Consider the following 15809-nt stretch of genomic DNA (forward strand, 5'->3'; position numbering starts at 1 on the left):
GGGGGTGGGAGGCGTTCTGGCGGGGTCCGTTCGGGTTGTGACGGATCCCTCTGGGGGATCGGCCGGGCGTTCGAGCCAGGTGGGTTGGCGAGGGGAGGGGCGAGGGCCGGGGCGAGGCCGGTCTGGACCCGGTGGGACGGCGGCGCCGGGCCGGGCCGAGGGGGCGCCGGGCTGCCTCGTGGGGGCGGCGGCAGGGACCGCCGGGCCGCGACGTGATTGGTGGCGACGCCGGGCCGGGTCGTGGGGGGTGGCGACGCCGAGCCGCGACGTGGGGGCCGCCGGGCTCCCTCCTGGGGGCGGCGGCACCGCCCCGCGTCCTGGGGGTGGCGATGCCGGGCCGGGTCGTGGGGGTGGCGATGCCGGGCCGGGTCGTGGGGGTGGCACCGCCGGGCCGGGTCGTGAGGGGCACCGGGCCGTCTCGTGGGGTGGCGACGCCGGGCCACGACCTCGGGGGCGACGCCGGGCCGCCTGGAGGAGGACCACCGAGCCGCGTCGAGGGGGACCGCCTTGCGGCGGAGCTTGGCCCGGTCCTGGCCGCGACGCCCGCCTCGCTTCGGTCCCCCCTCACGCGCCGTCGGCTAGTGGGCCGCCGATTCCCAGTCCGGGCCGACGCCCACCGAGACGTCCAGCGGGGCCCTGAGCTGGACGGCGCCCGCCATCTCACGGCGGACGATCTCCTCCGCCGCCGCCCGCTCGCCGGGGGCGATCTCCAGCACGATCTCGTCGTGGACCTGGAGGAGCATGCGGGACCTGAGGTCCGCCGCCCGCAGCGCGCTGTCCACTTTGAGCATGGCGATTTTCACGATGTCCGCCGCCGTGCCCTGGATGGGCGCGTTCAGGGCCATCCGCTCGGCCGCCTCGCGGCGCTGGCGGTTGTCGCTGTTGAGGTCGGGGAGGTAGCGGCGGCGTCCGAAGAGCGTCGCCGTGTAGCCCGTCGCCCGGGCCTCGTCGACCGCCCGGCGCAGATAGTCCCGCACGCCGCCGAAGCGCTCGAAGTACGCGTCCATCAGGGCGCGGGCCTCGGCCGCTTCGATATTCAGCTGCTGGGAGAGGCCGAACGCGGACAGGCCGTAGGCCAGGCCGTACGACATCGCCTTGATCTTGCGGCGCATCTCCGCGTCGACCGCGCCCGGCTCGACGCCGAACACCTGGGAGGCGGCCGTGGTGTGCAGGTCCTCACCGGAGGTGAACGCCTGGATCAGGCCCGCGTCCTCCGAGAGGTGGGCCATGACGCGCAGCTCGATCTGGCTGTAGTCGGCGGTCATCAGGGACTCGAAGCCCTCGCCGACCACGAAGCCCCGGCGGATCGCCCGGCCCTCGTCCGTGCGGACGGGGATGTTCTGGAGGTTGGGGTCGGTGGAGGACAGGCGCCCGGTCGCGGCCACCGTCTGGTTGAACGTGGTGTGGATACGGCCGTCACCCGCGATGCTCTTGATCAGGCCCTCAACGGTGACCCGCAGCTTGGCCTGCTCGCGGTGCCGGAGCATGATCACGGGCAGTTCGTTGTCCGTCTGGCCCGCGAGCCAGGCCAGGGCGTCGGCGTCCGTGGTGTAGCCGGTCTTGGTCTTCTTCGTCTTGGGCAGCGCCAGCTCGCCGAAGAGGACCTCCTGGAGCTGCTTGGGCGAGCCCAGGTTGAACTCGTGGCCGGCGGCCGCGTGCGCCTCCTTCACGGCCTGCTGCACGGCGCCGGCGAACATCTGCTCCATCGCTTCGAGGTGCGGCCGGTCCGCCGCGATGCCGTGACGCTCCATGCGGGCGAGCAGCGCGGAGGTGGGCAGCTCCATGTCCCGGAGCAGGTCGGCGGCGCCGACCTCCTCCAGGCGCTCCTCGAAGGCCGTGCCGAGGTCCAGGACGGCGCGGGCCTGGACCATCAGGGCCTCGGCCTCGGCGCCCTCGTCCGCGCCGAAGGCCAGCTGGCCGTCGGCCGCCGCGGCGGGGGCCAGCTCGCGGTGCAGGTACTCCATCGACAGGGCGTCAAGGTCGAAGGAGCGGCGGCCGGGCTTGATCAGGTAGGCGGCGAGCGCGGTGTCCATGCGCACGCCCTCGACGCTCCAGCCGTGCTCGGCGAGGACGCGCATGGCGCCCTTGGCGTCGTGGAACACCTTGGGGCGGGCAGGGTCGGCCAGCCAGGCGGCGAAGGCGTTCTCGTCGGCCTCGTCCAGCTCCGACGGGTCGAACCAGGCCGCCGCTCCCCCGGCCGTGGCGAGGGCGACCTCGGCGACCGAGCCGGCGCCCAGCGCCCAGGTGTCGACGGTGGCGACGCCCAGGGGGCCGGCGCCGTGCTCGGCGAGCCAGGGGGCCAGCTCGCCGGTGCGCAGGATCGTGCCGTCGATCTCGACGCCGTCGGTGACGACCGGTGTGGCCTCGGCCTCCTCCGTGCCGGGGTCGACGGCGAAGAGCCGCTCGCGCAGCGACGGGTTGCGGATCTCCAGGGTGTCCAGGACCATCGCGACGGCCTTGCGGTCGTACGGGGCCCGCTCCAGGTCGGCGACCGTCTTCTCCAGCTCGACCTGGCGTTCCAGTTCGGTGAGGAGGCGGTTGAGCTTGACGGACTCCAGGTGGTCGCGGAGGTTCTGCCCGGCCTTGCCCTTGACCTCCTCGACCCGCTCGACGAGCTCGGCGAAGGAGCCGAACTGGTTGATCCACTTGGCGGCGGTCTTCTCGCCGACACCGGGGATGCCGGGGAGGTTGTCGGACGGGTCGCCGCGCAGCGCCGCGAAGTCCGGGTACTGGGCGGGCGTCAATCCGTACTTCTCGAAGACCTTCTCCGGGGTGAACCGGGTCAGCTCCGAGACGCCCTTGGTCGGGTAGAGCACGGTGGTGTGCTCGGTGACCAGCTGGAAGGAGTCGCGGTCGCCGGTGACGATCAGCACCTCGAAGCCCTCGGCCTCGGCCTGGGTGGCGAGGGTGGCGATGATGTCGTCCGCCTCGTAGCCCTCGACGGCGAAGCGGTGCGCGTGCATCGCGTCGAGCAGCTCGCCGATCAGCTCGACCTGGCCCTTGAACTCGTCCGGGGTCTTGGAGCGGTTCGCCTTGTACTCGGTGAACCGCTCGGAGCGCCAGGTCTTGCGGGAGACGTCGAAGGCCACCGCGAAGTGCGTGGGCGCCTCGTCACGCAGGGTGTTGGCCAGCATCGACGCGAAACCGTAGATCGCGTTCGTCGGCTGGCCGGTCGCGGTCGTGAAGTTCTCCGCGGGCAGCGCGAAGAACGCGCGGTAGGCCAGCGAGTGCCCGTCCATGAGCATCAGCCGGGGACGGGAACCGCCGGGGGTCTTGTCGGTCTGCTTCGATGCTGTCTTCGCCACGTCCCCGATCCTGCCACGACCCACTGACAGCGCGGGCCGGCCGGTTCCGGCGGAGCACAGCCGGTCGCCTCCCGGTCGCTCACGGCGACAGGGACCCCGCGCACGCGAACGCGGCGGGGTGGGTGGGCGGGCAGGCGGGCGCGGTGGGGCGGGCGGAAGCGGGCGCGATGGGGCGGGGCGCGCGGCCGAGCGGGAGCAAGGTGCCGCGGTGGGGGCGCCGGCACTGGCCCGGGGAACGGGCCCCGCCGCCCCGCGCACCACGCCCCGCCGACCCAAGCAAACAGGCCCCGCCGCCCCGCGCACCACGCCCCGCCGACCCAAGCAAACAGGCCCCGCCGCCCCGCGCATCACGCCCCGCCGACCCAAGCAAACAGGCCCCGCCGGCCCAAGCAAACAGGCCCCGTCGGCCCGCGGCACCACGCCCCGCCGGCCCAAGCGAGCAGGCACCGCCGCCCGCGCCAACGGCCGCCGGCCCACGCGAGCCGGAACCCCGTAGAGCCGGCGCGAGCCACCGCGGCAGGGCCCGCGCACCCGGCGCGCCTCGGCCGACGCGGAGGAACGCCGTAGGCGCCCGCGAGCGATGCCGCCGCCCGCCTCCGGCCGGACCGGCGGCGTTGTCAGTGGGCCGTGGGAGGATCGTCGGCGTACTTGTCACGCGCAGTCGAAGGGGAGCGTGCGATGGCGACGAAGCCGCCCAAGGGTGATCCGGTCCAGGACGCGCCGCAGGTCGCGGAGCCCCGGCACGCGGCGGCGGGGTTGCCGGCCATCGGGCACACGCTGCGCATCGCCCAGCAGCAGATGGGCGTGAAGCGCACCGCGCTGACGCTGCTGCGCGTGAACCAGAAGGACGGCTTCGACTGCCCGGGCTGCGCCTGGCCGGAGCCGGACCACCGGCACACGGCGGAGTTCTGCGAGAACGGCGCCAAGGCGGTGGCCGAGGAGGCCACCCTGCGCCGGGTCACGCCCGAGTTCTTCGCCTCGCACTCCGTGGCGGACCTGTCCGGCCGCAGCGGCTACTGGCTGGGCCAGCAGGGCAGGCTCACGCACCCCATGTACCTCCCCGAGGGCGGCACGCACTACGAGCCCGTCTCCTGGGAGCGGGCCTTCGACATCGTGGCCGAGGAGATCGCCGCCCTCGGTTCCCCGGACGAGGCCGTCTTCTACACCTCGGGCCGCACCAGCAACGAGGCCGCGTTCCTGTACCAGCTCTTCGCTCGTGAGCTGGGCACGAACAACCTGCCGGACTGCTCGAACATGTGCCACGAGTCGTCCGGGTCGGCGCTCAGCGAGACCATCGGGATCGGCAAGGGCAGCGTCCTGCTGGAGGACCTGTACAAGGCCGACCTGATCATCGTCGCGGGCCAGAACCCGGGCACGAACCACCCGCGGATGCTGTCCGCGCTGGAGAAGGCGAAGGCCAACGGCGCGAAGGTCATCAGCGTCAACCCGCTGCCCGAGGCGGGCCTGGAGCGCTTCAAGAACCCCCAGACCCCGCAGGGCCTCCTCAGGGGTGCCGCCCTCACCGACCTGTTCCTGCAGATCCGCATCGGCGGTGACCAGGCCCTCTTCCGGCTGCTCAACAAGCTGATCCTGGAGACCGAGGGCGCGGTCGACGAGGAGTTCGTCCGCGAGCACACCCACGGCTTCGAGGAGTTCGCCGAGGCCGCGCGTGCCGCCGACTGGGAGGAGACGCTGACCGCGACCGGCCTCACGCGCGCGGAGATCGAGCGGGCCCTCGGCATGGTCCTCGCCTCGCGGCGGACCATCGTCTGCTGGGCGATGGGCCTCACCCAGCACAAGCACTCCGTCCCGACCATCCGCGAGGTGGTCAACTTCCTGCTGCTGCGCGGCGACATCGGCCGCCCGGGGGCGGGCGTGTGCCCGGTGCGCGGGCACAGCAACGTGCAGGGCGACCGCACCATGGGCATCTTCGAACGGCCCGCGCCGGCGTTCCTGGACGCCCTGGAGAAGGAGTTCGGGTTCGCTCCGCCGCGCGGGCACGGCTTCGACGTCGTACGGGCCATCCGCGCGCTGCGCGACGGCGAGGCGAAGGTCTTCTTCGCCATGGGCGGCAACTTCGTCTCCGCCTCGCCCGACACGGAGGTCACCGAGGCCGCGATGCGCCGCGCGCGGCTGACCGTGCACGTGTCGACCAAGCTGAACCGCTCGCACGTGGTCACGGGCGCGCGGGCGCTGATCCTGCCCACGCTGGGCCGGACCGAACGCGACGTGCAGGACGGCGGCGAGCAGTTCGTGACGGTGGAGGACTCCATGGGCATGGTGCACGCCTCGCGCGGGCGGCTGCGGCCCGCGAGCCCGCACCTGCGCTCCGAGCCGGCCATCGTCTGCGGTCTCGCGCGCCGGGTGCTCGGCGAGCGCAGCGTCGTGCCGTGGGAGGAGTTCGCCAAGGACTACGCGACCGTCCGTGACCGCATCGCACGCGTGATCCCCGGTTTCGGGGACTTCAACGCGCGCGTGTCCCGGCCCGGCGGCTTCGCGCTGCCGCACGCCCCGCGCGACGAGCGGCGCTTCCCGACCGCCACGGGCAAGGCGAACTTCACGGCGGCGCCGGTGGAGTATCCCGCGCTGCCCGAGGGCCGGCTGCTGCTGCAGACCCTGCGTTCGCACGACCAGTACAACACCACGATCTACGGCCTGGACGACCGCTACCGGGGCATCACGGGCGGACGCCGGGTGGTGCTGGTGCACCCCGAGGACGCCCGGTCGCTCGGGGTCGCCGAGGGGTCGTACGTCGATCTGGTGAGCGAGTGGCGGGACGGCGTGGAGCGGCGGGCACCCGGTTTCCGGGTCGTGCTGTATCCGACGGCCCGGGGGTGCGCGGCCGCGTACTACCCCGAGACGAACGTGCTGGTGCCGTTGGACGCCACCGCCGACACCAGCAACACCCCGGCCAGCAAGTCCGTCGTCGTACGGCTGGAGGACCACACCGGCACCGACGGGAGCCGTCTGGAACAATCGGCGACCGACTGAGCGTTTGCTCAGCGAGCAGAAGGCGGACGACGGACGGAGCCGGCCCATGGGTGAGCAGCAGCACGTGAAGTTCCCGCAGGAGGTCCTCGACGAGTACACGGCGCTCGGTGTGGACCTGCCCGCCCTGTTCTCGGCCGGGCATCTCGGCACGCGGATGGGCGTGCAGATCCTGGAGGCCTCGGCGGACAAGGTCGTCGGGACGATGCCGGTGGAGGGCAACACCCAGCCGTACGGGCTGCTGCACGGCGGCGCGTCCGCGGTGCTGGCGGAGACGTTGGGCTCGGTCGGCTCCATGTTGCACGGCGGCGCCTCGAAGATCGCGGTCGGGGTGGACCTGAACTGCACGCACCACCGGGGGGTCCGCTCGGGCCTGGTGACGGGCGTCGCCACGCCGGTGCACCGGGGGCGGTCGACGGCGACGTACGAGATCGTGATCAGCGACGAGGAGGACCGACGCGTCTGCACCGCCCGGCTGACCTGCCTGCTGCGCGACGTCCGTCCGGGCGACGGGGCGCCCGCGGAACCCGCCGCGAGCTGAGCCGGGTCTTTTCCGGTCTGATCCGGACCGTTGCCCCTCGCCCTCCCTCCCTCTAACTTCGGCACATGGGACGGCGAGGAGGCCCCCGGCGGGGGGTGGAGTTCCTGGCGCTCGGGCTGGCGTTGCCGGCGCTGCTGTGCCCGACGGGCTGCACCGGACCGGACGGCTCCGCTCCCTCCCCCACCCGCACCACGGTCACGGCCACGGGCTCACCCACGGCACGGCCGGCCTCGGACGCCGAGCTGTGCGCCAGGCTCGTCACCTACTGGGCCCGCAGGATGCTCGCCGACGACACCTACGGCGACTACCAGTCGATGGGCCTGTCCCACGGGCAGTACCAGATCCTCATGGACGTCGTGGCGGCGGGACGCTCCGCGCGGCAGCGTCAAGGCACGATCACCGCGCAGCGGTTGATGGACCGTCAGGCGCGGGCGGCGTGCACCGCGCGCTACCGCCACGGGACCCCGAGCGGAGGCCCCTGGACGTGAGCGGCATCGGCCCGCCGGAGCCCGGCGAGGGCACGCACGCGCGGGACGGCGGGCGGCCGCGCGACCCCCGTCCGCCCGGCCGGGCACGCGCGGCCCTGACCGCCTGGTACGCCCGCCGGCGACGGATCGCCATCGCCCTCGCCATCGCGGCCGTCGCCCTCGCGGGCGGCGGCTACCTGTACGCCACCAGGCCGCACCGGCCGCCCCCGCGCGAGGACCGCACGCCCACGCAACTCCCTTACCCCGCCCAGGTGGTGGACATGACCTACCTGGACGGCCAGGCCACTCCCGCGGGCGCCCCGCCGCGCAGCTTCAGCTTCGCCGTGCTGCTGAGCGTGGCCTCGGGGCCGCCGGTCACCGTGACCCGGGTGACCCAGCCGTACGCAGGGCTGTCCCTGGATACGGAGCCATCTGCTCCGTTTCGAACGAAGTCGGGTTCCGCCCGCAAGATCACGATCACGATGCACGTGACGGAATGCGAAAAAGCCCCCAAGAACGCCGGACTCCCTTTCCTGGACGTAACTCTGCGTAATACGCGCGCAATACAGGTACAGAGCTTCATCCTGGGCCCCCGTTACGCACAGGAGCTCTCACGCGCCCTGCAAGTAGCCTGCAGCAACAAAGTTGGGTAATCACCAAAACGGCTGAGACACCTGGATGGATCAAGGCGGGTCCTGCGGGTTCTCAGAATGCGGACGGTGCGAATCCACCTGAATTCCACCTTCCACCCCACCAGGTACCGCTCTGCATTACGTCGTGTCATAACAAGAGCGTCACAGCCTCGGTCAGACACTCCTCCACGTTCCCCACACACGCTTAGAGTCACGGCCAGTCACCGCGCCTTCGGATTGTCCAAATTCAGCGCGGCGCGCGACTCGGCCGCTTCCACGGGGAGGCGGTTGTGCCTGGGGAAAGGACTGATCGTGCGTCAACGTTCGCTTATCGCCATCACCGCCGCGCTGGCGGCGGGAGCGCTCACCCTCACCGCCTGCGGCTCGCGCGACAGCGGCGACAAGGGATCCGACTCCGACAACGGCGGCGGCACCGTCGTCATCGGCGTCGACGCCCCCCTGACCGGCGACCTGTCCGCCATGGGCCTCGGCATCAAGAACTCCGCGGACCTCGCCGTCCGCAACGCCAACAAGCAGAAGCTCGTCAAGGGCGTCACCTTCAAGATCGAATCCCTCGACGACCAGGCGCAGCCGTCCGCCGGCCAGCAGAACGCCTCGAAGTTCGTCTCCGAGCAGGACGTCCTCGGTGTCGTCGGCCCGCTCAACTCCTCGGTCGCCGAGTCGATGCAGAAGGTCTTCGACGACGCCAAGCTGGTCCAGGTCTCCCCGGCCAACACCGGCCCGGCGCTGACCCAGGGCCCGGACTGGCAGAACAAGAAGGTCCGCCCCTACAAGGCGTACTTCCGCACCGCGACCACGGACGCCATCCAGGGCCCGTTCGCCGCCCAGTACGTCTTCAACACCGCCAAGAAGAAGAAGGTCTTCGTCATCGACGACAAGAAGACCTACGGCTCCGGCCTGGCCGCCACCTTCACCTCGGAGTTCAAGAAGCTCGGCGGCAAGGTCGTCGGCACCGAGCACATCAACCCCGACGCCAAGGACTTCTCCGCGGTCGCCACCAAGGTGAAGAACTCCGGCGCCGAAGTCGTCTACTACGGCGGCGAGTACCCGCAGGCCGGCCCGCTCAGCAAGCAGATCAAGGCCGCCGGCGCCAAGATCCCGCTGGTCGGCGGTGACGGCATCAAGGACGACACCTTCATGAAGCTGGCGGGCTCCGAGGCCACCGGCGACCTCGCCACCTCCGTCGGCGCCCCGGTCGAGGACCTGCCCTCCGCCAAGCAGTTCGTCGCCGACTACAAGGCCGCCGGCTACAAGGAGGAGTACTCGGCGTACGGCGGTTACGCCTACGACTCCGCCTGGGCGATCATCGAGGCCGTGAAGAAGGTCGTCGACGCCAACGGCGGCAAGCTGCCCTCCGACGCCCGCGCCAAGGTCACCGAGGCCATGCAGGGCGTGGCCTTCGACGGCGTGACCGGCAAGGTCTCCTTCGACGAGTACGGTGACGCCACCAACAAGCAGCTCACCGTGTACGCCGTGAAGAACGGTGCCTGGGTTCCCGTCAAGTCCGGTACCTACACCGGCTGATCCCCGCCCGAACCCCCCACGAGCCGCGCGGGGCGCTGTTCCACTGGCGCCCCGCGCGGACTCGCATCCGGCCACATCCCTCGCACTTTCCGAACGCTCGGAGGACATGCGGTGAACGAACTGCCGCAGCAGCTGGTCAACGGCCTGCTACTAGGATCCATGTACGGGCTGGTCGCCATCGGCTACACAATGGTCTACGGCATTGTCCAGCTCATCAACTTCGCCCACGGCGAGATATTCATGACGGGAGCGTTCGGCGCTCTCACCGTCTGGCTCTGGCTCCCCGGCGGCACCACCATGTGGATCGCTCTGCCGCTGATGATCATCGGTGCCGTCGTCGTCGCGGTCGCCATCGCCGTCGGAGCGGAACGATTCGCCTACCGGCCACTCCGCAACGCCCCGCGTCTCGCGCCCCTGATCACGGCCATCGGCCTCTCGCTGGCACTCCAGCAGGCCGTATGGGCCTGGTACCCCGAGGCGAAGTCCGCGCGCACCTTCCCGCAGATCTCCGGCGGCCCCTTCGAGATCGGCAGCGTCACCATCCAGACCGGCGACATCTTCCTCGTCTGCGCGGCCCCGATCAGCATGGCCGTCCTCGCCTGGTTCGTACTGAAGACCCGCACCGGCCGCGGCATGCAGGCCACCGCGCAGGACCCGGACACCGCCAAGCTGATGGGCGTCAACACCGACCGCATCATCATGATCGCCTTCGCGCTCGGCGCGGCGTTCGCCGCCGTCGGAGCCGTCGCCTACGGCCTGAAGTACGGCGAGATCAACTTCCGGATGGGCGTCATCCTCGGTCTGAAGGCGTTCACCGCGGCCGTCCTCGGCGGCATCGGCAACATCTACGGCGCCATGATCGGCGGCGTGGTCCTCGGCGTGGCCGAGACCCTGGCCACCGCCTACATCGCCGACATCCCGGGCATGGACAAGTTCGGCAGCCAGTCCTGGGCCGACCTCTGGGCGTTCGTACTCCTCATCCTCGTACTGCTGTTCAGGCCACAGGGCCTGCTCGGCGAGCGCGTCGCGGACAGGGCGTGAGACCGATGACCACACAGACCACCGCACCCGACACTCCCGGCGCCCGCAAGGCGGACGCCCCCACCGGCCTGCTGCCCCTGCCCGAGAAGGCCGCCCGCGCCCTCGCCCTCGGCGGCAGCGCGCTGACGATCGTCTCCACCTTCCTCGCCTGGACCTGGACCGCCGACTTCCCCGGCGACCTCACCGTCTACGGCTACCCGGGCGGCCTCCAGGTCCTCGTCCTCATCGGCGCGCTCCTCGCCACCCTCTTCGCACTCGCCTCCTACGGCATCCGCGGCCTGGCATGGCTGGTCCCCGCCGGCGCCGACGCGGCCCTGCGGTTCGCCACCCTCGCCACCTTCGCCACCAGCTGGTACACAGTCCTCGCCATCAGCACCGAGCTCGGCGGACTCGTCAACCTGGAACCCGGCGGCTTTCTCGTCGCCGTCAGCAGCTTGGCCGCCCTGGCCGGCGCCCTCGCCCTGCCCTTCCAGCGCCCCGAGCCCGACCCGATCGACCCCGACGACACCGGCTGGGAGAAGTTCAAGCACGGCGCCACGTACAAGTGGGAGACCACCAAGGCGGTCTTCGCCGCCGGCTCCCCCCGCCCCGTCGCCACCCTGCCGTCGTACGCCGAGATCCTGATCATCGTCGCGATGCTCGCCCTCGGCCTCGTCGTCTTCACCTACGGCATCGGGACCGAGTACGACGAGCTGTTCATCGGCTTCCTGATCACGACGGGCCTCGGCTTCGCCACCCTGAACAAGGCCGGCCTCATCGCCCACGCCTCACAGATCGCCTCCCGACACACCAGCATCACCATCTGCGGCGCCTTCGTCGCGGCGGCACTGTTCCCCTTCACCCAGACCAACGACCAGTACGCGACCATCGGCGTCTACATCCTCATCTTCGCCACAGTCGCCCTCGGCCTGAACATCGTCGTCGGCCTCGCCGGCCTCCTCGACCTCGGATACGTCGCCTTCCTCGGCGTCGGCGCCTACGCCGCGGCCCTGGTCTCCGGCTCCCCCAGCTCCCCCTTCGACGTGCACTTCCCCTTCTGGGCCGCCGCACTCGTCGGCGCCGCCGCCTCCCTCGTCTTCGGCGTGCTCATCGGCGCCCCGACCCTCCGGCTGCGCGGCGACTACCTCGCCATCGTCACCCTCGGCTTCGGCGAGATCTTCCGCATCACCGCGAACAACCTCGACGGCACCTCCGGGCCCGACCTCACCAACGGCTCCAACGGCGTCTCCTCGATCCCCAACCTCGACGTCCTCGGCTTCGACTTCGGCGCCCCGCACGACGTGGGCGGCTTCACCATCGGCCGGTTCGCCAACTACTTCTTCCTGATGCTGATCGTCACCGCCGTCGTGGTGCTGGTCTTCCGCCGCAGCAGCAACTCCCGCATCGGACGCGCCTGGGTCGCCATCCGCGAGGACGAGACCGCCGCGCTCGCCATGGGCATCAACGGCTTCCGCGTCAAACTCGTCGCCTTTGCCGTCGGCGCCTCCCTCGCCGGACTCGCCGGCACCGTCCAGGCCCACGTCACCTACACCGTGACCCCCGAGCAGTACCTGTTCGCCGGCCCCATCCCGCCCAACTCCGCCTTCCTGCTCGCCGCGGTCGTCCTCGGCGGCATGGGCACCATCAGCGGCCCCCTCATCGGCGCCGCCCTGCTCTTCCTCATTCCGAACAAGCTCCAGTTCCTCGGCAACTACCAGCTCTTCGCCTTCGGCCTGGTACTCATGCTGCTGATGCGGTTCCGCCCCGAGGGCCTCATCCCCAACCGGCGCCGCCAGCTCGAATTCCACGAAGAGGCGGAAGCACCCACCCTCCTGACGAAGGCGGGGGCCTGACCACCATGACCACCGACACCACCACCAAGGACACCACCCCCGGCGCCCCCACGCCCGGCGAGACCGTCCTCGACGCCCGCGGCGTCACCATGCGCTTCGGCGGCCTCACCGCCGTACGCGGCGTCGACCTCACCGTCGGCGCCGGCGAGATCGTCGGCCTCATCGGCCCCAACGGCGCGGGTAAAACCACCTTCTTCAACTGCCTCACCGGCCTGTACGTCCCCACCGAGGGCGAAGTCCGCTACAAAGGCAACGTCCTGCCGCCCAAATCCTTCAAGGTCACCGCGGCCGGCATCGCACGCACCTTCCAGAACATCCGCCTGTTCGCCAACATGACGGTCCTGGAGAACGTGCTCGTCGGCCGGCACACCCGCACCAAAGAAGGCTTCTGGTCCGCCGTACTGCGCGGCCCCGGCTTCCACAGGGCCGAAAAAGCCTCCAAGGACCGGGCCATGGAACTGCTCCGGTTCGTCGGCCTCGACCACAAGGCCGAACACCTCGCCCGCAACCTCCCCTACGGCGAACAGCGCAAACTCGAGATCGCCCGCGCCCTCGCCAGCGAACCCGGCCTCCTCCTCCTCGACGAACCCACCGCCGGCATGAACCCGCAGGAGACCCGGGCCACCGAGGAACTCGTCTTCGCCATCCGCGACATGGGCATCGCCGTCCTCGTCATCGAGCACGACATGCGCTTCATCTTCAACCTCTGCGACCGCGTCGCCGTCCTCGTCCAGGGCGAGAAGCTCGTCGAAGGCGACAGCGCCACCGTCCAGGGCGACGAACGCGTCGTCGCGGCCTACCTCGGCGAACCCTTCGAAGACGCGCCCGGCGCCGACGAAGTGGCCGAGGTCGAAGCCGCCGAAGCACACGCCGGGACCACGGACGAGGCCACCGGCGCACGCGCCGACACCACGACCGACGCCGCGCCCGGCAAGGAGAACGACCGATGACCGCACTGCTCGAAGTCGAGGACCTCCGGGTCGCCTACGGCAAGATCGAAGCCGTCAAGGGCATCTCCTTCAAGGTCGAAGCCGGTCAGGTCGTCACCCTCATCGGCACCAACGGCGCCGGCAAGACCACCACCCTGCGCACCCTGTCCGGCCTGCTCAAGCCGGTCGGCGGACAGATCAGGTTCAACGGCAGATCACTGAAGAAGATCCCCGCCCACCAGGTGGTCTCCCTGGGCCTCGCCCACTCCCCCGAGGGCCGGCACATCTTCCCCCGCATGAGCATCGAGGACAACCTCCGCCTCGGCGCCTTCCTGCGCAACGACAAACCCGGCATCGAGAAGGACATCCAGCGCGCCTACGACCTCTTCCCCATCCTCGGGGAACGGCGCAAGCAGGCCGCCGGCACCCTCTCCGGCGGTGAACAGCAGATGCTCGCCATGGGCAGGGCACTGATGTCCCAGCCCAAGCTGCTGATGCTGGACGAGCCGTCCATGGGCCTGTCGCCGATCATGATGCAGAAGATCATGGCGACGATCGCCGAACTGAAGGCCCAGGGCACGACCATCCTGCTCGTCGAGCAGAACGCCCAGGCCGCCCTCTCCCTCGCCGACCAGGGACACGTCATGGAGGTCGGCAACATCGTCCTGTCCGGCACGGGACAGGACCTCCTGCACGACGAGTCCGTCCGGAAGGCCTACCTCGGCGAGGACTGACCTCCTGGACACGGCAAAGGCCCGCGCCCCCTTCTCCGGGGCGCGGGCCTTCGCCGTACGAGACGGGCTCAGTCCTTCTTGGACGCCTTCTTCTCCTCGCTGTCCACGATGACCGCCTCCGCGACCTGCTGCATCGACATACGGCGGTCCATGGACGTCTTCTGGATCCAGCGGAACGCGGCCGGCTCGGTCAGCCCGTACTCCGTCTGCAGGATCGACTTCGCGCGGTCCACCAGCTTGCGGGTCTCCAGCCGCTGGGTGAGGTCGGCGACCTCCTTCTCCAGCTGCTTCAGCTCGGTGAACCGGGAGACGGCCATCTCGATCGCGGGGACGACGTCGCTCTTGCTGAACGGCTTGACCAGGTAGGCCATGGCACCGGCGTCCCGGGCACGCTCGACGAGGTCGCGCTGCGAGAAGGCGGTGAGCATCAGGACCGGCGCGATGGACTCGCCGGCGATCTTCTCGGCCGCGGAGATGCCGTCCAGCTTGGGCATCTTCACGTCCAGGATGACCAGGTCCGGCTTGTGCTCGCGGGCCAGCTCGACGGCCTGCTCCCCGTCCCCGGCCTCGCCGACGACGGTGTACCCCTCCTCCTCCAGCATCTCCTTGAGATCGAGCCGGATCAGGGCCTCGTCCTCGGCGATGACGACACGGGTCGTCAGCGGAGGCACGTGCGACTTGTCGTCGTCGGGCACGTCTACGGGCTGGGGCGACTCGGGGGTCACGGGGGCTCCTCGTTCAGGGCAGGGTGCTGCTGACAAGAGCCTACCTAGCTACGGTATGGTGGACGCGCGGAGGGTCGAGGGAAACCTTTGATTCCGCGGGCCCCGGTAGCCCAATTGGCAGCAGGCAATGGATTCAAAACCCATACAGTGTCGGTTCGAGTCCGACCCGGGGCACCTTTCCTTGGATTCCAAGGTCAGCCAATGAAGCGGATGCTCTCATTCTCGTGAACATCCGCTTTTTGTCGCGTGTCGTGCTGATCGCTCACGCACCGTGTGAGCATGTACGACATCAGCACGGGCGAGCGAGCGGTGGCGCTGGCAGCGCAAGGGCGAAGCCTCAGCTCCGTCAGCCGGGAGACGGGGATATCCCGATACGCGATCCGCTCCTGGCAGACGCGCATCGAGCCGGCCGAACGCGTGGGCAAGCCCTGTCCGCGCTGCCGGGAGGTCCCCGATCCACCCGAGGACCCGGCTGCCTATGCCTACCTCCTCGGCCTCTACCTCGGCGACGGCTGCATCAACGCCCACCGCAGAGGCGTCTACACCATGCGCGTGGTGCTGGACAATGCATGGCCAGGCATCATCGACGCGTGCGAGGCGGCACTCCGCGCCGTGCGCCCGGACAACAGCGTCTTCCGTGTGCGGAAACGAGGCTGTGCAGCGGTCACCAGCACCAGCAAGCACTGGCCCTGCCTCTTCCCCCAGCACGGCCCCGGCAAGAAACACGAACGGCCCATCGTCCTCGAACCCTGGCAACAAGCCATCGTCGACGGCCACCCCTGGGAGTTCATCCGGGGCCTCATCCATTCCGACGGCTGCCGCATCACCAACTGGACGACCCGGCTCGTCGGCGGCGAGCGCAAGCGGTACGAGTATCCGCGCTACTTCTTCAGCAACAAGTCGGACGACATCCGGAAGCTTTTCACGGACGCCTTGGACCTGGTCGGCGCCGAGTGGACCACCCTGGCCCGCGGCAGCGACCCGTTCAGCATCTCCATAGCCCGCAAGGCCTCCGTAGCCCTCATGGACACCCACGTCGGCCCCAAGCACTGAACCGGGCCCCCAGGAGG

At 70.5% G+C, this 15809-nt stretch carries 12 protein-coding genes and 1 tRNA gene; 11 read left to right on the forward strand and 2 right to left on the reverse strand.

Annotation, left to right across the window (positions count from 1 at the left end):
- Positions 1 to 578: 578 nt before the first annotated feature.
- Positions 579 to 3305: a DNA polymerase I gene (gene polA / locus LG395_RS10415; protein WP_225809178.1), complete on the reverse strand. Its 2727-nt coding sequence runs from the start codon at positions 3303 to 3305 to the stop codon at positions 579 to 581.
- 678 nt (positions 3306 to 3983) lie between these two features.
- On the opposite strand from polA, the gene LG395_RS10420 reads away from it, so the two are divergent.
- From LG395_RS10420 to LG395_RS10460, 9 genes are all read left to right on the forward strand, one after another.
- Positions 3984 to 6296, forward strand: a complete 2313-nt coding sequence (locus LG395_RS10420; protein ID WP_225809179.1) for an FdhF/YdeP family oxidoreductase — start codon at positions 3984 to 3986, stop codon at positions 6294 to 6296.
- Between the two features lie 46 nt (positions 6297 to 6342).
- Entirely contained in the window at positions 6343 to 6834 is a 492-nt protein-coding gene (locus tag LG395_RS10425) for a hotdog fold thioesterase (protein WP_225809180.1), read from the forward strand.
- A 65-nt stretch (positions 6835 to 6899) separates the two neighbouring features.
- Positions 6900 to 7322, forward strand: a complete 423-nt coding sequence (locus tag LG395_RS10430) for a hypothetical protein (protein ID WP_171157301.1) — start codon at positions 6900 to 6902, stop codon at positions 7320 to 7322.
- Complete coding sequence (locus LG395_RS10435; protein WP_225809181.1) at positions 7319 to 7954, forward strand: Tat pathway signal sequence domain protein; 636 nt, start codon at positions 7319 to 7321, stop codon at positions 7952 to 7954. Before LG395_RS10430 ends, LG395_RS10435 begins: the two co-directional genes overlap by 4 nt.
- 291 nt (positions 7955 to 8245) lie before the next feature.
- The gene (locus LG395_RS10440) at positions 8246 to 9478 is read left to right on the forward strand and encodes a branched-chain amino acid ABC transporter substrate-binding protein (protein WP_225809182.1); all 1233 of its coding nucleotides are present in this window, start codon (positions 8246 to 8248) and stop codon (positions 9476 to 9478) included.
- Positions 9479 to 9589: 111 nt separating this feature from the next.
- On the forward strand, positions 9590 to 10519 hold the full coding sequence (locus tag LG395_RS10445) for a branched-chain amino acid ABC transporter permease (RefSeq protein WP_225809183.1): 930 nt from the start codon (positions 9590 to 9592) through the stop codon (positions 10517 to 10519).
- Positions 10520 to 10524: 5 nt separating this feature from the next.
- The gene (locus tag LG395_RS10450; protein ID WP_225809184.1) at positions 10525 to 12351 is read left to right on the forward strand and encodes a branched-chain amino acid ABC transporter permease; all 1827 of its coding nucleotides are present in this window, start codon (positions 10525 to 10527) and stop codon (positions 12349 to 12351) included.
- A 5-nt stretch (positions 12352 to 12356) separates the two neighbouring features.
- On the forward strand, positions 12357 to 13301 hold the full coding sequence (locus LG395_RS10455) for an ABC transporter ATP-binding protein (protein WP_225809185.1): 945 nt from the start codon (positions 12357 to 12359) through the stop codon (positions 13299 to 13301).
- The gene (locus LG395_RS10460; protein WP_014672089.1) at positions 13298 to 14014 is read left to right on the forward strand and encodes an ABC transporter ATP-binding protein; all 717 of its coding nucleotides are present in this window, start codon (positions 13298 to 13300) and stop codon (positions 14012 to 14014) included. The genes LG395_RS10455 and LG395_RS10460 overlap by 4 nt, the downstream gene beginning before the upstream one ends.
- A gap of 68 nt (positions 14015 to 14082) precedes the next feature.
- Here the strand turns inward: LG395_RS10460 and LG395_RS10465 are convergent, their stop codons facing one another.
- Positions 14083 to 14739, reverse strand: coding sequence for an ANTAR domain-containing response regulator (locus LG395_RS10465; RefSeq protein ID WP_171157295.1), 657 nt, complete (start codon positions 14737 to 14739; stop codon positions 14083 to 14085).
- 99 nt (positions 14740 to 14838) lie between these two features.
- Between LG395_RS10465 and LG395_RS10470 the strand changes: the two genes are divergently transcribed.
- Together LG395_RS10470 and LG395_RS10475 are read left to right on the forward strand one after the other, a co-directional pair.
- Positions 14839 to 14913 (forward strand) — tRNA-Leu (locus LG395_RS10470).
- Between the two features lie 105 nt (positions 14914 to 15018).
- Positions 15019 to 15792: a transcriptional regulator gene (locus tag LG395_RS10475; protein WP_225809186.1), complete on the forward strand. Its 774-nt coding sequence runs from the start codon at positions 15019 to 15021 to the stop codon at positions 15790 to 15792.
- Positions 15793 to 15809 lie beyond the last annotated feature (17 nt).

Source organism: Streptomyces spinosus (assembly GCF_020400655.1).
In the GTDB taxonomy this organism is placed as follows: Bacteria; Actinomycetota; Actinomycetes; order Streptomycetales; family Streptomycetaceae; genus Streptomyces; species Streptomyces argyrophylli.